This window comes from Bifidobacterium sp. LH_450, from assembly GCF_056356715.1.
Genome location: NZ_JBKEUU010000005.1, coordinates 38,288 through 63,218 on the forward strand (window position 1 = coordinate 38,288; position 24,931 = coordinate 63,218).

15 protein-coding genes and 2 pseudogenes are annotated in these 24,931 nt (G+C 61.8%); 5 read left to right on the forward strand and 12 right to left on the reverse strand.

Annotated elements, in window-relative coordinates; genetic code table 11:
• The first annotated feature begins 8 nt into the window (after positions 1-8).
• Positions 9-611, forward strand: coding sequence for a TetR/AcrR family transcriptional regulator (locus AC1AXT_RS07200; protein WP_476540930.1), 603 nt, complete (start codon positions 9-11; stop codon positions 609-611).
• A gap of 512 nt (positions 612-1,123) precedes the next feature.
• Here the strand turns inward: AC1AXT_RS07200 and argJ are convergent.
• The 5 genes and pseudogenes from argJ to AC1AXT_RS07225 all read right to left on the reverse strand — a co-directional run bounded on the left by argJ (position 1,124) and on the right by AC1AXT_RS07225 (position 7,956).
• A complete protein-coding gene (gene argJ, locus AC1AXT_RS07205; protein ID WP_476540932.1) occupies positions 1,124-2,281 on the reverse strand; it encodes a bifunctional glutamate N-acetyltransferase/amino-acid acetyltransferase ArgJ in 1,158 nt (385 codons plus the stop codon).
• Between the two features lie 1,036 nt (positions 2,282-3,317).
• The gene (locus tag AC1AXT_RS07210; RefSeq protein ID WP_476540934.1) at positions 3,318-5,153 is read right to left on the reverse strand and encodes an ABC transporter ATP-binding protein; all 1,836 of its coding nucleotides are present in this window, start codon (positions 5,151-5,153) and stop codon (positions 3,318-3,320) included.
• Between the two features lie 23 nt (positions 5,154-5,176).
• Positions 5,177-6,022, reverse strand: a pseudogene (locus AC1AXT_RS07215) (ABC transporter ATP-binding protein); the annotation flags it as partial.
• Between the two features lie 101 nt (positions 6,023-6,123).
• A pseudogene (locus AC1AXT_RS07220) lies at positions 6,124-7,096 on the reverse strand (ABC transporter permease); the annotation flags it as partial.
• Between the two features lie 206 nt (positions 7,097-7,302).
• On the reverse strand, positions 7,303-7,956 hold the full coding sequence (locus AC1AXT_RS07225; protein ID WP_476541189.1) for a MarR family winged helix-turn-helix transcriptional regulator: 654 nt from the start codon (positions 7,954-7,956) through the stop codon (positions 7,303-7,305).
• 254 nt (positions 7,957-8,210) lie between these two features.
• Here AC1AXT_RS07225 and AC1AXT_RS07230 point away from each other — a divergent pair, with 254 nt between their 5' ends.
• Both AC1AXT_RS07230 and AC1AXT_RS07235 read left to right on the forward strand, forming a co-directional pair.
• Complete coding sequence (locus AC1AXT_RS07230) at positions 8,211-10,064, forward strand: amino acid permease (protein WP_476540936.1); 1,854 nt, start codon at positions 8,211-8,213, stop codon at positions 10,062-10,064.
• Entirely contained in the window at positions 10,048-10,293 is a 246-nt protein-coding gene (locus tag AC1AXT_RS07235; RefSeq protein WP_476540938.1) for a hypothetical protein, read from the forward strand. Before AC1AXT_RS07230 ends, AC1AXT_RS07235 begins: the two co-directional genes overlap by 17 nt.
• Before the next feature lie 163 nt (positions 10,294-10,456).
• Here AC1AXT_RS07235 and AC1AXT_RS07240 read toward each other — a convergent pair whose 3' ends face one another.
• Complete coding sequence (locus AC1AXT_RS07240; protein ID WP_476540940.1) at positions 10,457-13,078, reverse strand: ABC transporter permease; 2,622 nt, start codon at positions 13,076-13,078, stop codon at positions 10,457-10,459.
• Positions 13,079-13,176: 98 nt separating this feature from the next.
• Positions 13,177-13,878 carry an ABC transporter ATP-binding protein gene (locus AC1AXT_RS07245; RefSeq protein ID WP_476540941.1) on the reverse strand — a complete coding sequence of 234 codons (702 nt, stop codon included), beginning with the start codon at positions 13,876-13,878 and terminating at the stop codon, positions 13,177-13,179.
• Positions 13,879-14,133: 255 nt separating this feature from the next.
• Here AC1AXT_RS07245 and AC1AXT_RS07250 point away from each other — a divergent pair, with 255 nt between their 5' ends.
• Both AC1AXT_RS07250 and AC1AXT_RS07255 read left to right on the forward strand, forming a co-directional pair.
• A complete protein-coding gene (locus AC1AXT_RS07250; RefSeq protein WP_476540942.1) occupies positions 14,134-15,192 on the forward strand; it encodes a glycerophosphodiester phosphodiesterase in 1,059 nt (352 codons plus the stop codon).
• A gap of 275 nt (positions 15,193-15,467) precedes the next feature.
• The gene (locus AC1AXT_RS07255) at positions 15,468-17,990 is read left to right on the forward strand and encodes a glycoside hydrolase family 94 protein (RefSeq protein WP_476562951.1); all 2,523 of its coding nucleotides are present in this window, start codon (positions 15,468-15,470) and stop codon (positions 17,988-17,990) included.
• 98 nt (positions 17,991-18,088) lie between these two features.
• On the opposite strand, the gene AC1AXT_RS07260 is transcribed toward AC1AXT_RS07255, so the two are convergent.
• The 5 genes from AC1AXT_RS07260 to AC1AXT_RS07280 all read right to left on the reverse strand — a co-directional run bounded on the left by AC1AXT_RS07260 (position 18,089) and on the right by AC1AXT_RS07280 (position 24,688).
• Positions 18,089-19,594: an amino acid permease gene (locus AC1AXT_RS07260; RefSeq protein WP_476541191.1), complete on the reverse strand. Its 1,506-nt coding sequence runs from the start codon at positions 19,592-19,594 to the stop codon at positions 18,089-18,091.
• A 500-nt stretch (positions 19,595-20,094) separates the two neighbouring features.
• On the reverse strand, positions 20,095-21,390 hold the full coding sequence (locus AC1AXT_RS07265) for an AGE family epimerase/isomerase (protein WP_476540946.1): 1,296 nt from the start codon (positions 21,388-21,390) through the stop codon (positions 20,095-20,097).
• A 468-nt stretch (positions 21,391-21,858) separates the two neighbouring features.
• Positions 21,859-22,674 carry a hypothetical protein gene (locus tag AC1AXT_RS07270; protein WP_476540948.1) on the reverse strand — a complete coding sequence of 272 codons (816 nt, stop codon included), beginning with the start codon at positions 22,672-22,674 and terminating at the stop codon, positions 21,859-21,861.
• 179 nt (positions 22,675-22,853) lie between these two features.
• Positions 22,854-24,008 carry a sensor histidine kinase gene (locus tag AC1AXT_RS07275; protein ID WP_476540949.1) on the reverse strand — a complete coding sequence of 385 codons (1,155 nt, stop codon included), beginning with the start codon at positions 24,006-24,008 and terminating at the stop codon, positions 22,854-22,856.
• The gene (locus tag AC1AXT_RS07280; protein ID WP_476540951.1) at positions 24,005-24,688 is read right to left on the reverse strand and encodes a helix-turn-helix transcriptional regulator; all 684 of its coding nucleotides are present in this window, start codon (positions 24,686-24,688) and stop codon (positions 24,005-24,007) included. The genes AC1AXT_RS07275 and AC1AXT_RS07280 overlap by 4 nt, the downstream gene beginning before the upstream one ends.
• Positions 24,689-24,931 lie beyond the last annotated feature (243 nt).

The following is a 24,931-nucleotide window of genomic DNA, read 5'->3' on the forward strand; positions in this document are numbered from 1 at the left end:
GGCCCGGCATGGCGGACCTACCGATTGCGTCGGCGCTCGAGCATCACCGCACGCGGCATGACCAGCGGCGCGAGGCGACCGACCGCAAGATCATGGACGCGACGCTGCACATCATCATCGCCCGCGGCATCGGCGCCGTGACGATCGAGGAGGTCGCGCGGCAGTCCGGCGTGGCGAAAACGACAATCTACCGGCGCTACCGCAACGCCGACGACCTGCTGGCGAAGCTGTCGGTGACGGTCGGGCATGTCGTGCGGATCGACGACCTGGCGCCGAGCCGCAGCGGCCTGCGCGAACTGCTCGAACGCATCGTCGGCAGCTTCGACGGCGAAATGGGCCTCAAGTCGGTCGGGGTCGTGCTCTCCAGCGAGAACGACTACGTGCATGCCATCGCCGAAAACGTCATCGACCCGGTGCGCCGCCAATTCGCCGCATTCCTCGAGCGCGGCGTGGCCGACGGCACGTTCCGTGCCGGCGTCGACGGCGATTTCCTGTTCAACACCATCATCGGCTCGATGCTCGCCACCCAGGCCCTGAGCTCCACCGACGGCCCCGCCTGGGCCGCACGCATGGCCGCCCTCCTGTGGCCGTCGCTCTGCGCCGGCAATTAAAGGGTTTAAAGGGTTCCGTTGCAGTTCGCGTGAATCGCTACGCTCCGATCAGCCACTTCTTATTCGGGTTGAGCAGCGCTTTGCCGCGGATCTGGTTGCGCGCGGCAATGTCCCGGTTGACTACGCTTTCGTAGATATCGGTCAGCAAACATGATTTTCAGTATGCTGAAAATAATCACACGAGAAGTCATGGATTTTCAACGTACTGAAAATTCACATCTCCCCAATCCTTCTCAGGGGCAGTCAAGGCCGTCGTCAGTCGGCGAATTCTCGTGCCCATGCGTCCAGAGTTTTCCGGCCTTGGCGTCACTGGACAGCGCAACATACGTCGTCCGATTCAAAACCCTTGGAATCAAGCCATTCTGGCGCACTAAACATTTCCGGCAAGCCATTGATTCTGTCCGGTAGGCGCCCACCCGGCAAAAGTCTGGACAGGCTTCAGGAAATGGATTGCGGCCGCCTGCTTAAGACAGCATGCAGCCGCAACTCATTTCCAATGTCGGCTATCGGTCTCAGGACGTGTAGTCGCCGTTGATTTCCACGTATTTCGGTGTCAGGTCGCAGCCATATACGGTATGCGCGGATTCTCCTTCACCGACGGAAACTTCAATCTCAACGGTGTCGGACTTCTTGATCCGCGCGCTGATGTCATCCAGGACGTCTTCATGCGCCTGCCCGTCGGAGAAGACGCACTCGCCGCACCATTGGATCTGCAGATTCTTCAGGCTGACATCCACATCGGGGGTCTTTCCTACCGCCATCACAATCCGGCCCCAGTTGGGATCGGCGCCATACACCGCCGTCTTCACCAGCGGGGAATTGATAATCGACTTGCCGATCCGTTTCGCCTCGTCCTCGGTCCGGCAGTGAGTCACCGTCACCTTCAGCAAATGCTCCGCGCCTTCAGCGCCCGCGGCAATCTGGCAGGCCAGATTCACGCACACATTCTTCAGAGCCGCGGCGAAGGCATCCAGGTCGACCTTCTTGCGGCCGCTCGCCATCACGACGACGGTATCGCTGGTGGACGTATCGGTATCCACGCTCAGGCTATTGAACGACACCGCAACGCTAGACGCCAGCATGTTGCGGAGCTCTTCCGCCGGAACGTCGGCATCGGTAAACAGGTACACAAGCATCGTGGCCATATTCGGCTCGATCATCCCCGCGCCTTTTGCAATACCCAGAATCGATGCTTCGCCTACGCGCTCGCAGGCCACCTTGGGCCCCTTGTCCGTCGTCATAATCGCTTCAGCGAAGGAGAGGTAGTCATCGGCGGACAGATCCGAGAGATCTTCCATTCCCCGCAGGATCTTTTCCTTCGGCAATTGCGGACCGATAACACCCGTCGAGGAAGGAAGGACGTCGGATGGCGCAATCTGCAGTTTCCGGGCGAGCTTTTCCATCATCTCCAGCTCGGTATTGCGCCCCTCTTCGCCGGTGGCGACGTTCGCGATTCCGCTCGTCACCATGACCGCCTGAAGTCGACCGTCGCTGACCGCGTCGCGGCCCAGCGGAATGCATTCTCCGCAGCACGAATTCGTCGTGAACATCGCGGCGGCGGCGCACGGTTCGTCGGCAACAGCCACCGCGAAATCCTTCACACCGTCCTTAATGCCGACGTTTTTCCCTAGAAACCGGAATCCTTCCGGAACGCTTACAGAACCTGCCATATCCAATCCTCTTTCTCGGCGTTTGGAAATATAAAGTCTTAGATTAAAATAACAAAGCCCTTTTCTCTAAATTAGTGTCGTATTTTGATATCACCTTTAAATTCAAAACAGAATCATAATTTCGCTATAAAAGAAAATAAGGAAACAGGCCGACGGCGTTGATGCCGAAAACTGAGGGCAACGCCTAAGCTGTTTGGTTGCTTGACTGGGAAATGCATTGCGGCCGCTTGCTGTCTTAAGCATGTGGTCGCAATGCATTTCCCATAAGGCCGTCATCGGTCGTCGCGGCGATGGGCGCCTCCTTGCTTCCATGGCCCGTCCTTGGCGCAGCCCGTTGGCTTTCCGTGCTTCTTGCAACTCAACGAGGGCCTGCTTGAGGCGCCCCTTGGCGACGACGGGCTGTCCAGACTTTTGCCGGGTAGGTCCCTACTGGACAGAATCGATGATGTGCTGGAAATGTTTAGTGCGTCGGAATGGCTTGATTTCAAGGGTTTTGAATCGGGCGCTGTGTGCTTCGCTGTCCAGTGGCGCCAGGGCCGGAAAACTCTGGACGCATGAATGATGAGAGCGCGCCATCCGAGGCCTCCTGAAGGGTGAAGTAGCCGAAGGAAGGCGATTGGGGCGGTGGTGAAGAGGGCAGTGGCGAGATGTCGAAGCAGCCTCGGGCGCCCTGCTTCGCGTGACGCGGCCTCGGGCGTCCCACTCCATGCGGATCGCCCCGCTTCATTGCTTAATCTAGGTTAAAAAGAAACAGGCTGGCGGCGTTGGTGCGAACCGGTGAGACCAGAGAGAAAACGGTTCGCCGCCGCCAGCCTGTTGGTGAGAGAGTTCAGGGGTAAGTCTGCGTTATTTGGTTATTTGCCTCCATGTTTCCCGCTTCTGCGCTGCGGCAATAGCGCAAAGGCCAGGCAGCCGCATCCGCATCTGCGAAGCGGTGCGCCTCAAGGGACCTGCAAGGCAGCCACGGAGAAACGTGAAGGGAAAAGCGGCCGCCGCCAGGTAAGGGGCTGGCAGAGAGGCGGCGGCCACGTGTTGGTTATTCAGCGAGGGTGAACTGGCTGTTGTAGATGTCGGCGTAGGCGCCGCCACGTTCCAGCAGTTCCTCGTGCGTGCCGCGCTCGACGATGTCGCCGTCCTTCATGACGAGGATCATGTCGGCGTCGCGGATGGTCGACAGGCGGTGGGCGATGACGAAGGATGTGCGTCCGACCGTCAGGTTGTCCATTGCCGTCTGGATCAGCTCCTCGGTGCGGGTATCGACCGAGCTCGTCGCCTCGTCGAGGATGAGGATCGGCGCGTCCTGCACCATCGCGCGGGCGATGGTGAGTAGCTGGCGCTGGCCCTGCGAGAGCGAGGTCTGGTCGTCGAGCACGGTGTCATAGCCGTCCGGCAGCGAGCGGATGTACTTATCCAAGCCGACGGCCTTGCAGGCTTCGACGATCTGCTCGTCGGTGACGCCCTTCTTCGAGTAGCGGATGTTTTCCTTGACGGTTCCGCGGAACACCCAGGTGTCCTGCAGCACCATCGAGAACTGGTTGTGCACGTCCCAGCGCGGCACCGACTTCGTGTTGACGCCGTCGATGGAGATTGTGCCGCCGTCGATTTCGTAGAAGCGCATCAGCAGGTTGACCATCGTCGTCTTGCCGGCGCCGGTCGGGCCGACGATGGCGACCTTCTGGCCGGCCTTCACCGACGCCGAGAAGTCGTGGATGATCGTCTTGCCCGGTTCGTAGCCGAAGCGCACATGGCTGAAGTCGACGTCGCCGCGGATTTCGTGGCGTTCGCCCAGCACCGGCTTCTTGTCGGATTCGTCGGCGAGTTCCGGTTCGGCAAGGAACTTGAACACGCGCTCGGAGCCGGCGGCGCAACGCTGCAGGTTCTGGAACGACTGGGCGATCTGGCTCAGCGGCTGCGTGAAGTAGCGGATGTACATCATGAACGCGATGATGACGCCGAACTCGATGCGGCCGTCCATCGCGAGCGCCGCGCCGACGACGCAGACGATGACGTAGCCGAGGTTGCCGATGAAGTTCATCATAGGCATCATCAGGCCGGAGAGGAACTGGCTCTTCCAGCCGGATTCGTAGAGCGAGTCGTTGTACTTCTCGAACTGGCGGATGGAGTTGTATTCGCCGTTGAACGCCTTGACGACGGTGTGGCCGGAATACATTTCCTCGACATGGCCGTTGACGTCGCCCAGCGCGATCTGCTGCTGCGCGAAGTAGCGCTGGCTGCGTTTCATGATGACCATCATCAGGATGAGGCCGATGATTGTCACGCCAACCGCGCACAGTGTCATGATGACGTTGTTCGCAAACATCATCACGAGGGCGCCGACGAACAGCGTGATCGACGTAATCAGCGAGCCGAGCGACTGGCCGAGCGTCTGACCGATGGCGTCGACGTCGTTGGTGATGCGGCTCATCACGTCGCCGGTGCTGTGCTTGTCGAAGTACTTGAGCGGCAGGCGGTTGATCTTGTCGGAAATGGCGGTGCGCAGCATCTGGGCGACCCGCTGCGTGACGTTGGCCATCATCCAGCTCTGGATCCAGTTGAACAGCGCGTACGCGACGTACAGGGCGACGAGCGTCCACGCGATGCGCGTGATCTCGTCCATGTCGATCGAGCGCAGCACTGGCTTGCCTTTCACGATGGCCGGCAAGCCTTCGGCGATGGCGTTCGTCATGTCCTTGAGCAGGTTCGGCCCAATAATCTGGCATACGGTGGCCGCAATGCCCAGAATGAGCGCGATGACGATGACAGGCACGAACTTCTTGGCGAAGCGCATCAGCTTCATCATCGTCGCGCCGAAGTTTTCGGGCTTTTCGACAGGCCCGCGGCCCCGTGGCCCGTGTCCCATTGGTCCTGGCATGATTTCTTGTTCCTCTCTTGTTCCTACGCCGTCAGCTCTTCCTCGCTCAGCTGCGAGGTTGCGATGGCGCGGTACGTCGGGCACGTTTCCAGCAGTTCGCGGTGCGTTCCCTGGCCGACGGCCTTGCCGTTGTCGAGCACGATGATCTGGTCGGCGTCCATGATGGTGCCGACGCGCTGGGCGACGATGAGCTTCGTCGCGTCCTTGCATTCCTTGTTGAGTTCGTCGCGCACGAGACGGTCGGTCTTGAAATCGAGCGCGGAGAAGGAATCATCGAAAATCAGGATTTCCGGGTTGCGGTAGATGGCGCGCGCAATCGACAGGCGCTGCTTCTGGCCGCCGGAAACGTTGGTGCCGCCCTGCGCAATCGGCGCTTCGTACGTGCCGTCCATCTTCTTGACGAATTCGGTGGCCTGCGCGACGTCGCACGAGCTTTCGATGCGCGCGAAGTCCTGCGGGGTGATTTCGTCCTCGATGTTCTTCTCGATCATGTCGTGCTCGGCCTGACGCCCTTCGGAGGTGGAGGTGTCGAAGACCGGCACCGTCTGCGGCTCGCCCGGCTTGTTGCCGTAGCTTACGTTCGAGGCGACCGTTCCCTGGAACAGGAACGACTGCTGCGGCACGTAGCCGATCTTGTCGCGCAGGCTCTGCACGTTGTATTCGCGCACGTCCACGCCGTCGACGAGCACCTCGCCTTGGGTCGTGTCATAGAAACGCGGGACGAGATTGATCAGCGACGACTTTCCGGAACCGGTTGCGCCGATGAACGCGATCGTGTCGCCGCGGTTTGCCTTGAACGAGATGTTCTCGAGAATCGGCTCGCGCGCATCCGGATAGGCGAACGACACGTTGCGGAATTCGATTTCGCCGCACAGCAGCTCGTCTTCGCCGTTGCGTTCGGCGTCGGCGGCGGTGATGATGCCCTTGCGCTCGGCATCCTTGACGCTCAGGCCCTGCGTACGCGGGCCGTCGGTGACGTGCGGTTCGGTGTCGAGCACTTCCATGATGCGCTGCGCGGACACGTCGGCGCGCGGCCAGAGCACGAACACCATGCTCAGCAGCAGGAACGCCATGACGACCTGCATCGCGTAGCTGGAGAACACCACCATGTTGGAGAACAGCGTGAGCTTGTCCATCAGGCCGGCCGCCTCGATCAGGTAGGCGCCGATCCAGTAGACGGCGAGCGCCAGGCCGTTCATGACGGTGTTGAGGATCGGCATCATGAACGACATGCCGCGCTGCGTGTACAGCTGCGTATCGGTGAGCTCGTCGTTGGCCTTGGCGAACTTCTTCTCCTGGTACTGCTCGGCGTTGTAGGCGCGCACGACGCGGATGCCGGTCAGGTTCTCGCGGGCCACCAGGTTGATGTTGTCGGTGAGCTGCTGCATCGCCTTGAACTTCGGCAGCACGAAAATCATCAGAATGCCGATCGTGGCGAGCACGATGACGACGGCGATTGCCGTGGCGAGCGTCCATTCGAAGCCGTCGCCGGCGATCTTGCAAATGGCCCACACCGCCATGATCGGCGACTTGACGAGCATCTGCAGGCCCATCGTGATGAACATCTGCACCTGCGTGACGTCGTTGGTGGAGCGGGTGATGAGGGAAGCGGTGGAGAAGTGGTTCATTTCGGCGGGGCCGAAGCTCTCCACCTTGCGGAATTCCATCGAGCGCAGCCGCTGCCCAAAGCTCGCCGAAATGCGGGCCGCCAGGTAGCCGGTAACGATGGAGCAGGCCATCGAGCCGAGGGATACGAGCAGCATCTTGCCGCCGTCGATCCAGATATCCTTCATGGCGCTGCCCGGCGTCTCCACCAAGGTGGTGATATTCGCCATATACGTCGGCAACTGCAGGTCGAAGTAGACCTGGCCGACGATCATGACCAGCGCGATGAGCATCTGCACGATCTCCATTTTGGAGAGGTACTTCATGATGCGTAGCATGGTTCGTCTCTTCCTTGTCGCGGATTTCACTGGCATACGGCAGCCCTCTCTGGTGGCTGCCGGAAGCGGCCGGCAGTTGCCTTCGTCGGCCGCGTAATGCGTTGCTGTTGGGAAAGTAATTTACACTATAAAAGATTTTTAGGAAACCGACGCGTCGTTTGGGCGTGTCGCAAACGCCGGCTCATCACACCGACGCACGGCGGCCGCTACTCGCCAGTCGCAGCCGCATCGAGCACCACGGCATCATCGGCAGATGCGCTTGCGGCAGTCGCACCACCGTCACCATCGCAAGCGGCGGCTTTCTCGCCGGCATCCGGCACGATGCCGAACACCCTGCGCATCGCCTCCCATTCGCCGCGCTCCAGTTCCGCTAGCTTTTCCTCGCGCTCCTCGAACGCGCGGTCAATCTCCTCCCTGCTGGGGAAGCTCTCGGTTCCGGGCTGCACCAGCGACAGGTAGGTGACGAATTCGGTGAGCAAATCGACGAACTGGCGGCTGCGGCGCTCCCCCATCTGCGAGAAAATCCAGCAGATCGTGCGCCGCATTTCGCGGCTATGGCGGCAGAAGCCGGCGAACCCTTCCGGCGTGATCGCAATCCTGACGCTGCGCCGGTCGGAGGGATCGGACAGGCGGCTGACCCAGCCCTTGCGTTCGAGCACGGCGATCAGCGACGACACGCGCCCCGGCGTCACCTTCATCGCCGCGGCAAGGCTTGACGGCGTCTGCGGGCCATCGCATACCAGCGTGCGCATGACGAAGGCCTCGCCCTGCATTCCCCGATGCATATGGGCCTCGGCCTTGGAATGGCTGGCTCCCATGACGGCCACCAGCTGCATGAACGCTTCATCCTCGTAATCCATACTCACAATCCCCCACTGTACCATCTCCTTTACCCCCCAAACCTTTTACCCCCTAAATCATCTCCCTACTTCCCAGCCAAACCACACCCACGCAAAGCAAGAGCGCGCAACGGAGGCAACCGACAACGGGGGGATGGAGTGTCGGGCATTATATACCTTCGGTGATGTTGAACTGATTACCATTGCGCCCCTCGCCGAAGCCCGCGTGGCTCCCAGCCGTGTCCAAGGGGGCAAATATTACAGTCTCTATTACTATGACTGTTCTCAAGGAAGCAACCCCGGGCAGCAGTACCGACGCTCGTTCAGGCCGGTCGGCGCTTGCGTCCGAAGGAAATCCCAACGGCACCAACTCGATGGAACGCGGCCTGACCAATCGCCATGTGCAGTTCATCGCCATCGGCGGCACAATCGGCACGGGCCTGTTCCTCGGATCCGGCGAATCGATCAGCTACGCCGGCCCTTCCATCGTGCTCGTATACATCCTCGTCGGCCTGATGGTGTTCATCCTCATGCGCGCCATCGGCGAGCTGATGTACCGCGACCCCGACCAGCATACGTTCATCAACTTCATCGGCCGCTATCTCGGCCGCGGCTGGGGCAAGTTCGCCATCTGGACCTACTCGATTGCGCTGATCTTCGTCGGCATGACCGAGCTGACCGCCGTCGGCGACTATTTCGTCACGTTCTTCGGCACGTTCGGCATGGATTGCAGCCAGTGGAAATGGCTGATCGAGCTGGGCTTCCTCGCCGCGCTCGTCGTACTCAACCTGTGCGCGGTCAAGGCGTTCGGCGAGGCGGAATTCTGGTTCTCGATGATCAAGATCACGCTGATCGTCGCGATGATCGTCACCGCCGTCGTCATGCTCGTCATCGGCTTCCATTACGACGCGACGCAGATCCCCGGCCAGAGCGGCATCTCGCCCGGCGCCACCGTATCGCTATCCAATCTCTTTGACGGCTTCTCGCTCGCCCCGCACGGCTGGGCGAAGATCCTGATGAGCTTCCAGATGGTCTTCTTCGCCTACACGATGATCGAATTCGTCGGCGTCACCGTCTCCGAAACGAAGAACCCACGCAAGGTGCTCCCGAAGGCGATCAACAACCTGATCGTGCGCGTGCTCGTCTTCTACGTCGGCGCGCTGCTGGCGATCATGTGCATCGTGCCGTGGAAGAACTTCCAGCAGAACGAGGACGGTTCGTACACGTCGCCGTTCATCATGGTCTTCCGCTACGCCGGCCTCAACTGGGCGGCCGCGCTCGTGTTCTTCGTCGTCCTGACCGCTTCGTCGTCCGCGCTCAATTCGCTGCTGTATTCCGCCGGCCGGCACATCTACCAGCTGGGCTGCGAATCGGAAAACCCGACGTTCTCGAAGCTCGGCGAAGTCTCGAAAAAGAACCATATCCCCGCCCGTGGCATCATCACCGCCGCCTGCCTGATCCTGATCTGCCCGCTCGTCTCGCTGATTCCGAACACCGGCTCGACGTTCTCGCTGTTCTCGACGTGCGCTTCGGCGGTCTTCATCTTCATCTATATCCTGACGATCCTCGCCCACTACCGCTACCGCAAGTCGCCGGACTTCATGCCGGACGGCTTCCTGATGCGGGGGTATAAAGTCTGGGATATCGTCGGCATTGCGTTCTTCGCGTTCATTTTCTGCACGCTGTTCGTCGGCGCCGACACCCGCTGGCCGGCGATCATCGCGCTCGTGTGGCTCGCCGTTTTCGGCACCTACTGCCTGCTGCATGAAAAGAGCGGCCGCAGTGCGCTGGAAATCCAGGAAGAGAACGCCGCCACCGCCGCGTTCAACCGGCAGATGAAGGCGCAGGCGTCCCCGAACGCCCCGGCGCCCAAGCTTGGCGCGTCCCTCGAGCCGATCGAGCTGGCCAGTATTGCTTTGGGCGATAGCGCAACTTCCCCGCGTAAGATTTCCCCTAGCGAAGCGGCGAAAATCAACGGCGGCAAGCTGGCGATTTTCGAACCCGAAGACATCCCCGACCTGCCGGTAGAAGGCAAGGCCGGCGCGTCCGAGGCCCCGCAGACCGCAGCGAAATCGGAAACCGGCGCCAACGTGCCGGACGAAAGGGGACATCATGTGCAGCAACGATGAAGGGATGACGCTCGACGAAGCGCGCGAGGAGATTCTCGCGAAGGACGAAGGCATCGTCGACAAGGCCGCCGAGAAGCGTGAAGAGATCCACGAGCATTTCGAGGAGGCCGAACGCAAGCAGGACAAGCGCGACGCCGACGAGGTCCACGCCAAGACGACGAAGGCGGAACGCACCGAAGAAGCCGAAGTCAAGGCGAAGAGCGTCAACGAGTTCTTCGAGGAACAGTAAGATTCAAGATTTTTCCTGCGAGCGGTCACGAATGCTCGCGGGGACTGCGAATGCTCGAGAGCACGCTCGCGGGAATGCGAACTGTTACGAACGCGCTCGCAAGGCAAAGCGAATACTCACGGAGGGCCTACGGGCCCTCCATTCGTATTCGCGCAAACTCGGCTCACTCGACGCTCTTGAGGGAGGTGACGGGGTCGATGCGGTCTAGGACGGGGTTGACGAAGAGCTGCACGAGCAGGGCGAAGGCGAGGGTGGCTGCGGCAGCGATGGCGTAGGAGTACCAGCGCACCGTCACTTCGAAGTACATGGCCGGCATGTTCAGCGCCGACGTGAGCAGCCCGGCGATCCAGCGCCCCAGCGGCAGCCCGATGACGATGCCGAGCACGGTCAGCTCCATCATCTCCCGGTTGACGTAGTGGTGCACTTCGCGGTCATAGAACCCGAGTACCTTCAGCGTCGCCATTTCGCGCGTGCGTTCCGAAACGTTCGTGTTGGCGAGCGTGAACAGGACCACGAGCGCCAGGCCGCCGGCGAGCCCGACGATCAGCGCGACGACGGCCGCCATCAGGTCGAACTTGAAATGCTCGGCGTTGTCGGCGCAGCTGACCGCCGACACGACGCCGGCATCTTCCCTGAGCTGATCGACGTAGGCGATCTGTTCGTCGGAGGAACCGGAAAGCTTCGCGAGCATCGCGTTCCAGACCGGTTCGGAACCGGTCGTCGCGCCGGAAGCGGACGCTACAGCGGAGGAATCTTTGGCAAAGAGCCGCTCGTACTCGCTTTGGGAAATGAAGACGTCCGAGCCAATGAGATTGCGCGTCACCGCCGTGACGTCGACGCTGTGCGGGGTGCCGGTTGCGTTGCGCAGCCGCACCGAGTCGCCGGCGTGGATGCCGAGCGAACGCGCCGCGGACTGCGCGACGATGATGCCGCTGGTGCCGAGCGTCACTTCCTCCCCCGCGTACGCGCCGGCTCCGGCGAGCGGATCGTCGCCGCCGGTCAGCTTCGCCCACGCCGCCTTCACTTTGTCGGCGAACGAGCGGGTATCGACGCCCTGCAGATCGACCATGTCGTTGAGCGAGCCGAGTTCGCTGTCGGGAACGACGATGAGCTGCACCGTTTCGGTATGGGAGGAAGATTCATTCGTCAGCTCTCCGCTTTCGACCCGCGCGCCCAGCACTGCCGTCGTCTTGCCGTCCGACAGCACTGTTTCACGTGTAGCATCCGCATCGGCATCGTTCGAGACCACCATCATCGAATACTGGTAGACGCCCTCGTACTGCCCGACGCCGAGCGCGTTGACCGAATCGTTGATCGCCAGCCCGCACACGATCAGCGCCGTGCACCCCGCGACGCCGCCGACCGTCATGATCAGCCGCGACTTGAACCGGAAAATATTCCGCGCCGTCACCTTGTTCAGGAAGCTCATGCGCCGCCACAGCGGCCGGATCCGCTCCAGCAGGATCCGCGCGCCGGCTTTCGGCGCCTTCGGGCGCATCAGCGACGCCGGCATCTGCCGCACTTCGCCGGCGGCGGCGACGGCTGCCGCCACCCCAACGCCGACGACGAACAGCAGCACGCCGAGCGTTCCGTACGCCCAGTCGTATTCCAGCCGCGCATCCGGCAGCACATACAGTCCCTTGACAACCAGCAACAGGAACGCCGGGATGCCGAGGAACCCGGCGAGCAGCCCCAGGCCGCCCCCGACCAGGCAGGCGACGAGCGCGAACAGCAGGTACCGCAGCGCGATGACCGGCCCCGCGTAGCCGAGCGCGAGCAGCGTGCCGACGTTGCCGCGGTCCTCCTCCACGAGCCGCGCCATCGTCGTCAGGCTCATCATGACGGCGACGATGAGGAACAGCACCGGGAACGCGTTGCCGATCGACTCAATCGACGACACGTCCGATTTGAGCGAATTGTAGCCGCTGAGCGCATTGCGGTTCTGCACGTACCACTGCGCCTGCATGCCCGGAACGCCACTCACCGCGCTGGCCGCCTCCTGGCGCTCGGACTGCACGTCGTCCTGGATGCGGGTCGTCACCTGCCGCACGAGCGCGTCGTAATCGTCGCTGAACGTGTCCTCGGCCGCGGCGCCCGCCACCGCAATCTCAATCGTCGTATAGACGTCGCCGGAGACCCCTTCCGGCGCCGCGTACAGCGTGAAGTCGTCGGTCACCGACGCGCGGAAGGAGCTTTTCGACAGGTAGCCGTCGGCGTTCGTCAGGTCGTCCGGCGGCGTGACGATGGCGGTAATCGTAAGTTTCACGGGGAACGTGGCGACGCTGGACGCCGCCGGCTCGACGGTGAACGAGTCGCCGACCCCCAGGCCGGTATCGTTGACAAACGCTTTCGTCACGCCGATCTCGCCGGCCTTCGCCGGCATCGTCCCCTCGTCGATGTACGGCTGGTCGAGGCCCGCGGAGCCAATCTCCTCCAAGGTCGCGCTTTTGCCGGAACCGTCGACGCTGAACGTCACCTGCTCGCTGCGCGTCGCCTGCACCGTTTCGACGCCGGGAACCTTTTCCAGCGCCGCAATATCGTCGTCGGTCAATCCCAGCGTCGAGACGATCTCGACGTCGTGCAGCCCCTGCTGGTCGTAGTAGCGGTCGGCGGCGAGGAACGCGTCGCGGCAGCCGGCATAGATTCCGGTCAGCACGGCGACGCCGAGCAGCGTAATGACGGCGATCGACACGAACGGCTTGAGCCATTGGCGCCAGGAACGCACCGCGTCGAGCGCGAACGCGGCGCCGAACGCGGCCGGACGGCGCCTCTTATGCCGTGCCATGTCCGTTCTCCTTTCCTCCTGCGTCTCCTCCTGCGCCGCCGGAACCGTTCCGGGGCGCCGGCGGCCGCCTCCCGGCTGCGTTGCCGGCTACGGTGCGGCTACCATTCGATGTCGCCGATCGGCGTCGGATGGTCGTTCACCGTCTGCTGCGTCACCTTGCCGGAACGGAAGCGCACGACTTTGTGCGCCATCGGCGCGAGCGCGGAATTATGGGTGATGATGACGACCGTCATCCCTTCGTCCAGACACAGATTCTGCAGCAGCGCGAGCACTTCGCGGCCGGTTTCGTAATCGAGCGCGCCGGTCGGTTCGTCGCACAGCAGCAGCTTCGGGTTCTTCGCGACGGCGCGGGCTATCGACACGCGCTGCTGCTCGCCGCCGGACAGCTGCGCCGGAAAGTTGTTGAGCCGCCCTTCCAGCCCGACGCGGCCGAGCGTCTGCGCCGGGTCGAACGGCTTGGCGCAGATCTGCACGGCAAGCTCGACGTTTTCCAGCGCCGTCAGGTTGGGCACAAGATTATAGAACTGGAACACGAAGCCGATATCGTTGCGCCGGTACGCAATCTGTTCCCGATGACGGAAACGGGTGATGTCGGTGCCGCCGACGATGACGCTGCCGCTGGTCGCGGTATCCATGCCGCCGAGAATGTTCAGCGCCGTCGTCTTGCCGGCGCCGGACTGCCCGAGGATGACGGTGAGCTTGCCTTGGTCGGCGGTGAACGTCGCGCCGTCCAGCGCCCGGATCGTCGTCGAGCCGGAAGGGTATTCCTTCACGACGTCGTTGAACTCGATGAAAGCCACGGCGACCACCTCGCTTAGTCCGGATGCCGGGCATTTGCGCCCCTTCGCGGCAAATGTACGCCAATCTTAAACCAGCCAACTGGGAACACTCCAGCGCAATGTGGCGTCGTTCACATTTCCTCTTCGCGGGGCGCTGATTTTCCGCTTGTTTCCAGACTCCCTTCAGTTGCCCAAGGGGTAATGGGGACTGACAGGAGAGGGCTCGACCTCTGGGGAAGACTCGCCCGGCAAGCGATGAGAGGCGTGAGGATGCACATGATGAACTTATCGAGGCTGGCCATAGCCGCCATCGGCGTGGCGCTCGGACTGGGCGTAACGGTACCGCTCGTCGACGCCGCAATCAGCGGCGTTGCGGACGGCAGCGGCGTTACGACCAGCACGGTTGTTACCAGCATTACCGGCGCGGCTGCCGGTTCCCCCAACGCGGCTGCCGGCGTTGCGGACGTCGCCAGCATCACCGGCACCGCAAGCCGGTTCGCCAACGCGCACCCCGGCGCCATCGTCATATCGTATGCCAGCAGCAATCCGGGCGTGCACCGTCCCTCGTTCAGCGCCGCGGACCGCCCCGGCAACAAGCTCTACCAGTTCATCCTGGCCGTGAACGCGCCGCTCGACACGGCGGCCCGCGGCAAGGTGTTCGCACACCGCGGCTTCACCAAGGGCGCGCTGGAAAATTCGTTCGCGTCGTTCGACGAAGCGATGGCCGACGGCTGCCCGCAGGTCGAGCTGGACGTGCATGCCAGCAAGGACGGCGTGCTGTTCGTCAGCCATGACGCGAACATCAAGCGCATCACCGGCGTCAATGCCAAGATCTCGTCGCTGACGGCCAAGCAGCTCGACGCCATCCACATGAAGAACGGCGAGAAGATGCACCGGCTAAGCGAAGTGTTCGACCGTTACGGCACGAAGATGATCTACCTCGTGGAGTTCAAGGACAAGAACGCAAACGCCGAGGCGTTCTACAAGCTCATCGCCGACCGGCCCGAAATCGCCTCGCACGTCGAGGTCCACTCGTTCTACGCGCGCGACCTGAAGAAGGTGCACGCCGTGCTGCCGAACATGTTCACGCAGCTGCTCGTCGGGCGCCTTTCGACGCTCAACAAGTACATCAACGCCGACTACATCGACTCGATCGGGCTGCCGCAGCACCTCGTGTCGAAGAAGATGGTCAAGCGCATCCATGACGCCGGCAAGGAAGTGTGGCCGTGGACCGTCGATTCGGACGCCAAGGTGAAGAAGGACCTCGCCGACGGCGTCGACGGCATCATCACCGACCTGCCCTCCGCCGTCGCCATCGCCCGCACCTACCGCTAAGCCGCCCATAGCGCGAACGCCATCGCCATCCGCACGATGCAGGAACGGCCGCAGTACAGCAGTGCCGTAGACTGCCGGAATACGCCCCTGTTTTCAGCGCCCGAGAGGCAACAGGACCCCCGTGACGGCTAGCGTTTCTCCACACTTTGTTTTATCATTTAATTTATTGTTGTCGATAATCTTATCAACAGCGTTTTCCGCCGGCGACGGAAGGGAACGGGCCCTACGCAACGCCGCACCGCGCCGCGGGAAACGCCGCGACGAAAGGACCTCCCGTGGTGCAATACGGACACTTTGACGACGCCGCCAAGGAATACGTCATCGAAACGCCGGCGACCCCGCTGCCGTGGATCAACTACCTTGGCAACCAGGATTTCTTCTCGCTGATCTCGAACACCGGCGGCGGCTACTCCTTCTATAAGGACGCCAAGCTGCGCCGCATCACCCGCTACCGCTACAACGCGGTTCCCGGCGACAACGGCGCGCGCAGCTACTACATCTCGATTATGGACGGCTCCGGCGCCGACGCGAAGCCGATCGAAACGTTCTCCCCCACCTTCCTGCCATGCAAGGTGCCGCTGGACTCCTACGAATGCCGGATGGGACTCGGGTACACGACGTTCCGTGCCAGCAAAAGCGGCATCGCGACCGAACTGACGGCGTTCGTGCCGCTCAACGCGACGGCGGAACTCAACGTGCTGTCGGTTACGAACACGACGGACGCGCCGGCCGTCGTCGACGTCACCGGCGCCGTCGAATGGTGCCTGTGGAACGCCGTCGACGACTCGAGCAATTTCCAGCGCAATCTGTCGACCGGCGAAGTCGAAGTCGAGCAGGGCGACGAATCGACGCTGCTCTACCACAAGACGGAATTCAAGGAACGGCGCAACCACTACGCGTTCTATGGCGTCAATGAACCGACGATTGGCTTCGACACCTCCCGCGACTCGTTCCTCGGCCGCTTCAACGGCTGGGATACGCCGCAGGTCATTGCGCAGGGCCATGCGAACGATTCGATCGCGTACGGCTGGTACCCGATGGCGGCCAACCGCGTGCGCCTGGAACTTGAGCCCGGCGAGCGCCGCGAGCTCGTGTTCATGCTCGGCTATATCGAAATCGACAATCCGGCAGCCAAGTGGGAGGACGCAAGCGACCCGGCCAAGGTCGGCATCATCAACAAGAAGCCGGCGCACGAACTGTTCGCCCGGTTCAATACGCCGGCGAAGGCGCGGGCCGCGCTCGGCGAACTCGTCGACTATTGGAACGGCCTGCTCGGCAAGTTCAGCGTGAGCACCGGCGATGAACGGCTTGACCGCATGGTCAACATCTGGAACCAGTACCAGTGCATGGTGACGTTCAATATGTCCCGTTCTGCCTCGTATTACGAATCCGGCATGGGCCGCGGCATGGGCTTCCGCGATTCCAACCAGGACCTGCTCGGCTTCGTGCACATGATTCCGGCGCGCGCCCGCGAACGGATTCTCGACATCGCCGCCACGCAGCTGCCGGACGGTTCCGCATGGCACCAGTACCAGCCGCTCACCAAGCAGGGCAACGCCGACATCGGCGGCGGCTTCAACGACGATCCGCTCTGGCTCGTCGCGTCCGTCTTCGCCTACCTCGCCGAAACCGGCGACGATTCGATTCTCGCCGAGCCGACGCCGTTCGACAACAAGGAAGGTTCGGCGGCGCCGCTGCTCGAGCACCTGCGCCGCTCGGTCCACTTCACGATGGAACACCGCGGCCCGCACGGCCTGCCGCTGATCGGCCGCGCCGACTGGAACGACTGCCTGAATCTCAACTGCTTCTCGTCGACGCCGGGCGAAAGCTTCCAGACGGTGGAGAACAACGATACCGGCATCGCCGAATCCGTCTTCATCGCCGGCATGTTCGTGCTGTACGGCGAGCAGTACTGCCAGATTCTCGAACGCTACGGCGCGGCGAATGGGCTGAGCGAGGCCGATATTGCCAGCGAAACCGCCGCGGTGCGTAAGGCGATTGCCGACGTAACGCAAGCGACGGAAACGGCCGGCTGGGACGGCGACTGGTTCCTGCGCGCCTACGATGCGCTCGGCGACAAGGTCGGCACGCACGAGGACACCGAAGGGCAGATCTACATCGAGCCGCAGGGCATGTGCGTCATGGCCGGCATCGGCGTGGACGACGGCAAGGCGGCCACCGCGCTCGCTTCGGTGCGCGACAAGCTCACCTCCCGCTGGGGCACGGCGATCCTCGCGCCTGCGTACTCGACGTACCGCATCGAGCTGGGCGAAATCTCCTCCTACCCGCGCGGATACAAGGAGAACGGCGGCATCTTCTGCCACAACAATCCGTGGATCTCGATCGCCAACGCTATCGTCGGCAACGACGAGGAGGCGTTCAACGTCTACCGGCGCACCTGCCCGGCCTACGTCGAGCCCTATTCGGACGTGCACATGACGGAACCGTACGTCTATTGCCAGATGGTCGCCGGCCCCGAGTCGCATACGCCCGGCCAGGGCAAGAACTCGTGGCTGACCGGCACGGCGGCATGGACGTTCGTCAACGTCTCGCAGTTCCTGCTCGGCATCCAGCCGACGTTCGACGGCCTGCGCATTGACCCGCACTTGCCCGCCGCCGAATTCCCGGCGTTTACGGTGACGCGCGAATTCCGTGGCGTCACCTACGAGATTTCGTTCACGCGCGCCGCAGCTGGCAGCGCCGTCCAGCTGACCGTCGACGGCCGCCCCATCGCCGGCAACGTCATCCCGCTGCCCACCGACGGCGCCTCCACCGTCCGCGTCACCGTCACCTGCTGACGGCCACGCCGGGACTGAACGCGCAACGAACAGGGCGCCTCCACACGATTGCGGAGGCGCCCTCTCTCGTTGACGTTGGGCCGGCCAAGGCAGCTATATCACTTGCGGATACGTTCGGTGACCTCGTAGGCGATGAGCAGGACGGCTATCCAGATGACGCCGGCGAATACGGCGATGCGGTAGCTGGCGGAGAACAGCATCAGCACGACGACGAGCAGCAGGAACGCCGTGACGACATACGTCATCACCGGAGCGCCGGGCAGCTTGAACTTGATTCGATTCAGCGCCTCGCGCCCCGTTACGCCGGCGAGGTCCTTCGGCCCCTTGCCGGCGGCGACGGCGCGGCGGAACTTGTGCTCGGTGATCATGATCATCACCCAGTTGATGATGCCGGCGATCGTCGCGATCGACATCAGGTAGTTGAACGCGAAGTCGGGCCACAGGAACACGACGACGACGGCGAGCGCCGTGATCGCCGCGGACGTGAGCACGCCGGCGACCGGCACTCCATGGAAGTTGAGGTGCCCGAGGTACGCCGGCGCATTCTTCTGCTTCGCGAGCGAATACAGCATGCGCGAGTTGGAATACAGCCCGGAGTTATACACCGACATGACGGCGGTCAGGCACACGAAGTTGAGGATGCCGGCGGCGACCTTCACGCCGACCGAATCGAAGATCTGCACGAACGGCGACATCGTCCCGTCGATCGTGTTCCACGGCACGACGGCCATGATGACGCCGAGCGCGGCCACGTAGAACACGAGGATGCGCCAGATGATGCCGTTCGTCGCCTTCGGGATCGTATGTTCCGGATCGGCCGTCTCGCCCGCGGTAATGCCGATGAGTTCGGTGCCGCCGAAGCTGAACATCACGACGACGAGCGCCATCAGCAGGCCGGTCCACGTGCCCTCGGACGTGCGCTGCATGACGCCGTGCGGGAAGAAGCCGCCGCCAACGTCGAACCAGTTCGCGAAGCTTGCGCGGATGCCGGAATCGGTCGGCAGGTTCCAAATGATGACGGCGACACCGCCAACGATCATCGCTATGACGGCGACAATCTTGATGAGCGCGAACCAGAACTCGAACTCACCGAATTTCGAGACGCCGAGCAAATTGAAAATCGTAATCAGCACGAGAAAGAACGCGGCGGAAACCCACTGCGGAATGTTCGGGAACCAGTAGTTGACGAACGAGCCTACGACCGACAGCTCGACCATCGACACGAGGATGTAGTTGAACCAGTAGTTCCAGCCGGACACGAAGCCGGCCCGCTTCGACCAGTATCGCGTCGCGTAGTAGCTGAACGCGCCGGCGCGCGGGTCCTCCACCGACATTTCCGACAGCGCGCGGACGACCATGAAAATGGCTAGGCCGCCGACGACGTACGCGAGCAGGATCGACGGGCCGGCCAGCGAAATCGATTCGCTGGAGCCGTAGAACAGGCCCGTTCCGATGGCGCCCCCGAGCGCAATGAGCTGGATATGGCGGTTTTTCAGCGATTTCTTCAGCGTAGGAGATTGCTGCACCGTCGTTCCGTGGCGCGGGTCGGCGACGGCTGCGTTCGTCGCGCCCTTCGCCGGCTTGCTCGCCGCATCCGGCTGCATCGTTTCGTGCCCGTCGTTGACCGCCGGCGCGATGTTGGCTGCAGTGTCGACGACGGCGTTGACTTCATCGGCTGCCGACGGTTGAGAAGGCTTGGTTGGCATGGTCGTTTGCTCCGCTCTATCCGCGAGAACCTGCGCGAACCGGCAGGCAGAAGCCATTGTAATAACGGCGCCGCCGAATGCAGAAGCCGCCGCAGCCAGCGGGCCGCAGCGGCTTCTTTTTCCAGCGGCAATCCCGCGCACGGGGAAACATGCACGCGGGAAAAACCGGCTGAAAATCTTCAATAAAAACCGGCGCCCGGCGGAACCGTGGGGTGAGAATGGTTCCGCCGTCCGAGGGCCGGCGCCGGCGCGTACGGGAGAGGAGAAGAGAGAACCCGCACCGTCGGCCGGAAGTGGGGATGGCAAGTAGGGTGTGATGATGTCATCCCCCAAGATTTTCTAGATTGCGTTGCGTCCGGCCGTGCCGCCGCGTTCCCACGGCGGCACGGCCGCCGACGCTACCGCAGCCCTTGCTCGACGCCTTCCTTCGTTGCCGGGGCAATCGAAAGCGCCGGGTTGCGCAGCGGGATCATCATCGCCTGCGTGGCGTGGTAGAGATCCGACTTGCCCGGCCACACGGTGCCGATGACGTTGTTGTTCTGGTCGAGCTGGTGGAACCAGGAACCGTTCTCGTGGTCCATCAGGTACTCGTCGATGTACTCGAGGAACGTGGCGTACCAGTCCTTGTATTCCTGCTTGCCGGTGACGGCGGCGAGGGTGGCGGCGGTGTTCACGCCTTCGGCTAGCGTCCAGTGCATGCGGTCATGCACGACGGGCTTGCCCTCCCAGTCGGTCGTATAGGCGATGCCGGGCGCGCCATCGGCGTTCCAGGCGTCCTCGACGGCGCGGTTGAACAGATGCTCGGCGGCGTCGACGTACGGCTTGGCTTCCTTAGACACGGCGACGGTGGCGCCCGGCGCCGGCTCGGCTCCTTCGGGAGCCGGGTAGGTGGACAGCGCCCACTGGGTGATCAGGCGCGCCCATTCGATGCCGTGGCCCGGCGTGGCGCCGTACGGCTTGAACTGGTCGTCCTTCTTGTCCGCGTTGTACTCGAGCTCAGCCTGCCAGTCGGAGTTGAAGTGCTCGGGGATGCGCCAGTCGTTCTCCTTGGCCCACTTGATGACGTGGTTGATGATGCGTCCCGCGCGGCGCCGCCATTCCTCGTCGCCGGTCACGTCGGCCACGGCCAGGCACGCCTCGACGGAGTGCATGTTGGCGTTGAGCCCGCGGTACGGGTCGAGCTCGGTGAACTCGGTGTTCCAGGTGTCGACGGCGAGGCCCTCCTCGTCGTCCCAGAACTTGCTCAGGTACACGTCTTCGGCGTCCTTGAGCAGCTCTTCGGCGCCCGGGCGTCCGGCGAGCAGCGCCGAGGACGCCGCGAGCAGCACGAATGCGTGCGCATACGCCTGCTTGGTCGGCTCGTAGCCGCCTTCCGGCTTGATTTCCGGGTACCAGCCGCCGTTCGCATCGTCATGCAGCGCGCCGCGCAGGCCCTTGAGGCCCGCGTCGACGAGCTCCTCGGCGCCTTCGACGCCCAGCAGCGTCGCCAGCGAGTAGACGTGCGTCATGCGGCAGGTAATCCAGGTGGCGCGGTTGCGGTCCTTCCATGGGGTGCCGTCGTCGCCGAGCCAGTAGGAACTGCCGTCCGGCGACGGGAAGTTGCGCCCGAATTCAATAAGATTGTCACGCGCCGCGTTCAGGAACGCAGCGTTTTCCTCAGTGCCAAGCTGGTACTTTGCTTCATGAGTGGCCATCGTCGTTTCCCTCTGTCCGTCTTCCATTGACGGCGGAGCGGCCGGCCTTCCGACGAGCCGGCGCTTCGCTGCTTTCCTTCAGCACCGCGCAGCCATGCACGGTTCCTTTTCGTAGCCCACAGTACCACTTAAGCGCTTAATCCGCAACCGGCGCGCCGTTCGAAAAAGATTCCTCCCCCTCGGATTACGCTTATTGCACCTCCTCCCTTGAGAAACGCCCCCCTAAACAATCCCTGCCGATCGCCCCGCGAAGCACCCGCGAACCATGAGCGGCTTCCACGCGCCTTCCCCAATGTCGCCGACTTGCCCAGCACCTACGTTCTGGCGATATTCCGGGCCCCTCTTTTATCGCCAGAATTTAGGAGCTGGGCGCGTCGGCGACATTCCGGGGCCTGTTTCCAGCGCAGACACGCCGCCACCGGGCATGTTGGCGACATTTCTCCCCGTTGCGGCAGCGACGTCGCCGGCTCATCCGAACGGGCGCCAGGCTTCCTGGGTGAAATAGTCAGGTGCGTAGGTGTCGAGCTCGTTGGCGATGAGGCAGTTCATCACTTCCTTGTCATCAAGGTCGAAGGAAAGGCTCTGGGATATCTGCGCCCGGAAATCCTCTTCGTCGGCGGCGGTGCGGATGCCTGTATCGCCGCCGTAGTTCACCGCGGCGTTCCAGTAGACGTCCGTCTCCTCCTGGAACTTCTTAGCCGTATAGCTGGCGTCGACCACTCCGGCCGTTTTCATGCAGTGCACGGTGGCTTCGTTTTGGTCGGATGCCAGATCGGAGTTGCCCAGCGATGCGGCATACAGGTCGTGGATGGCCAGCACCTCCTGCGTGCGGCATTGGTCGACATCGTCGGACGCCGCCTGCGATTCCTCCTCCGTGAGGTCGTGCCCATCCAGGCGGAATGTGCGGATCTCGTAGAGTCCGTTGTCGTAGCGATGGAGCGAGAGGGGCGCGTAGCCGCGCTCTACTACGCACGAATTGTAGTTGGATACGGCTTTTTCGTATTCGCCCCTCGTTATGGCGCCGTCGTTGGCGATGACCTCGTTGAGCAGCGCAATCTGTTTGTCGCCCATGCCCTCGTACTGGGGGTCGTCCAGCATGGATTGCGCATACTGCTTCATCGAGTCCGCTAGCTTGGCGCCCGTGTATGTTTCGGTGGTTCCGCTGGCAGCTGCCGTGCTATTTGACTTGGCCGCGCCATTCGAATCGGCGGTGCCTGAACAGCCGCCTATGCATATGCAGCCGACGATTAGCGCGGCTGCAGCTGCCGCAATGCGACGAATCATTGTTCTCTCTCCCTTTTGCCTGTGACGCATCGTTGCTTGCCCGCTCCAGCACTTCCCGCAGACGGTTCCGTTGTACCATCCGCGGCGTGCGCAGTGCCGCTTTCACCCACAAACCGAGACGGAAATCCGCTGACAGCAGCGCAGCGTTTTCTCTGTAAGACGCGAACGCTTCCGAACTTCTATATTGCACCCAGAGGGATTTCCGCTTCCATCGCCCACAGATTCTCCTCTTGCGACACTGAAAGCGCGCCGCCGATGCGTTGGATAATTGCGGCATACGTCTCTAATCCGATACCGGTGGAACCACTCGCTGTTGGCGACGGCACATCACTGGCTGCAATGACTAGCGACGCCCCCTGCAGGGCTGCCGTCAACGTATAGGGATGGTCGGGATCGGCATGCTTAAGGATATTGCCGAAAAGTTCCGCTATAAAACCGGTAATCGCCGAAACATGCGTTTGCGCAGCCGACACCTTCCTTAAATCGTCCGGCTCAATGACGAGCACGCCAGATATGCCAAGCTGCTCCAAACGACTTTGCCCCTTCCGCAGGATTTCAGCAATATCAAGAACGACCGTTTCGTCGTTTTGCTCCGTTCGAAACGTCTTTTCGCAGACTGCGGTTTCGGCACCATGGAGAATGTTGACGGAATGACGTGTAGCTTGCAATGCGTTTTGCAACGAATCCTCAAGCCGCCTCTTGTCTGTTTCCGTGAACTGTCCTGAAACGTCCAACAAACGCAACGCATAACACAGGTCGTTGCACACTACGTCATGTAATTCGAGGGCAATCCGTTCACGTTGGCGACGATCCTCGAGCTCGCGACACTCTTCTTGCCGGCACCGCAGCAGGAAAACGATACGCCCCAATGCCGTACAAAGTAGTGAGACAGCCGCAAGAATCAAAAAGAGCCTGAGATTGTTTCGAGGCAATCCGAACAGCGATGAAGCAGGGAGAAAAGCAATGAATCCCGAAGCAATCATTGACGAAGCAATCCCTAAAGGCCACGACGCAAAACCGAGGAAAACGAGTGGAATCGCACCCAACGACAAGTACCCTATGGGCGGCGTGAGCGGCAAGAAGAAGGATAAGGTCCACGCTGAGAATAATGCTATTGCGCCTGCACGCGGATACACGGCAAAAATGACCGCTGCGGCACAGAGAAAACCAGCGGCTGCATAAAGGGCGACATTATCTTGACAATAGGCATACTCAACAAGAACGGACAAAAGAAGCGTCACGTAGATAATCGCACTGAGGACTCTGAGCGGCCATGAACGCAAAAGAAGAGGCGGAACGACTTGGGTGGAGGTGGGGTGCTGCGTGGCATTCATATCAGGTCAAAATCCTTGCATTTGCGAATGATTTTTACCCGGCCCGTCACTCCTAGCTTTTTCCCTGCACGACGGACGTATGTAAATACGGAATTCAGCGAAATACCAAGTTTTGCAGCGATTTCCCGGCTGTCAAATCCCTGATCGTATAGGCGCAGCACCTGGAGTTCCCGCGGGCTTATTGATTCTTTATCCGATTTCACAACAGCAACTCGATCGAGAGAAGGTTCCGGTGTCGACAGACATGGAGGATTTTGCACCGCTTGGATAATAACGGACGGCAAATCCCGCGTAAGGCAATCTTTGGCAATGACGGCCCGCCCTCCGCTCTCGCATAATTCGGCGGTATATTTTTCTGGATCGTAGGCGGTTATTCCGATGACGGGGAGCATCGGCCGTTGTTGCGCTATCGCACGAGTCAACGCAACGCCATTGGTAGCGCCTAGCGCCATGTCGATGAGCAAAGCATCAAGTCGCCGCTTCCCGATAAGCAGCTTCTGTAGTCCCTGGGCTGGATTCGTAGCCGTCCACGCAATATGGAAAGGACGCCCTGCCACTCCCGGCATTGAGTACGCCGATAGCCATTGTGCAATCGACTGCATGCTCCAAACGTCATTGTCGATAATCGCCACGGTTATCGGCATCTGCGAGAACACCGTTGAAGAGGGGGCTTGAGTCATCGCTCTCCTTTCCTTTCGCCGTGAAGCCCTGCGACGACCCTGTCACGTTTTTCGTGACAACCGTTTCCCCGCACAGTCCTTATGCCTCTAGCTTAAGGCATGCCGGCAAAAGCCGGCCTTAACCATCCACACCAATCTCATGAAAGCGGGGAATTGATGCAGTTGAGAAGAATCAGGAAGGGCGATGGAGAATCGACATTGATGTCGCCCTTCCACTTTTCGAGTTGGTAAGGGAGGAAAGAC

Coding starts and splice junctions, on each gene's coding strand:
- AC1AXT_RS07270 (WP_476540948.1), bottom strand. CDS start 22,674: ATGATTCGTCGCATTGCGGCAGCTGCAGCCGCGCTAATCGTCGGCTGC.
- AC1AXT_RS07265 (WP_476540946.1), bottom strand. CDS start 21,390: ATGGCCACTCATGAAGCAAAGTACCAGCTTGGCACTGAGGAAAACGCT.
- AC1AXT_RS07275 (WP_476540949.1), bottom strand. CDS start 24,008: ATGAATGCCACGCAGCACCCCACCTCCACCCAAGTCGTTCCGCCTCTT.
- AC1AXT_RS07200 (WP_476540930.1), top strand. CDS start 9: ATGGCGGACCTACCGATTGCGTCGGCGCTCGAGCATCACCGCACGCGG.
- AC1AXT_RS07280 (WP_476540951.1), bottom strand. CDS start 24,688: ATGACTCAAGCCCCCTCTTCAACGGTGTTCTCGCAGATGCCGATAACC.
- AC1AXT_RS07210 (WP_476540934.1), bottom strand. CDS start 5,153: ATGCCAGGACCAATGGGACACGGGCCACGGGGCCGCGGGCCTGTCGAA.
- AC1AXT_RS07250 (WP_476540942.1), top strand. CDS start 14,134: ATGATGAACTTATCGAGGCTGGCCATAGCCGCCATCGGCGTGGCGCTC.
- AC1AXT_RS07230 (WP_476540936.1), top strand. CDS start 8,211: ATGACTGTTCTCAAGGAAGCAACCCCGGGCAGCAGTACCGACGCTCGT.
- AC1AXT_RS07235 (WP_476540938.1), top strand. CDS start 10,048: ATGTGCAGCAACGATGAAGGGATGACGCTCGACGAAGCGCGCGAGGAG.
- AC1AXT_RS07240 (WP_476540940.1), bottom strand. CDS start 13,078: ATGGCACGGCATAAGAGGCGCCGTCCGGCCGCGTTCGGCGCCGCGTTC.
- argJ (WP_476540932.1), bottom strand. CDS start 2,281: ATGGCAGGTTCTGTAAGCGTTCCGGAAGGATTCCGGTTTCTAGGGAAA.
- AC1AXT_RS07225 (WP_476541189.1), bottom strand. CDS start 7,956: ATGGATTACGAGGATGAAGCGTTCATGCAGCTGGTGGCCGTCATGGGA.
- AC1AXT_RS07260 (WP_476541191.1), bottom strand. CDS start 19,594: ATGCAGCCGGATGCGGCGAGCAAGCCGGCGAAGGGCGCGACGAACGCA.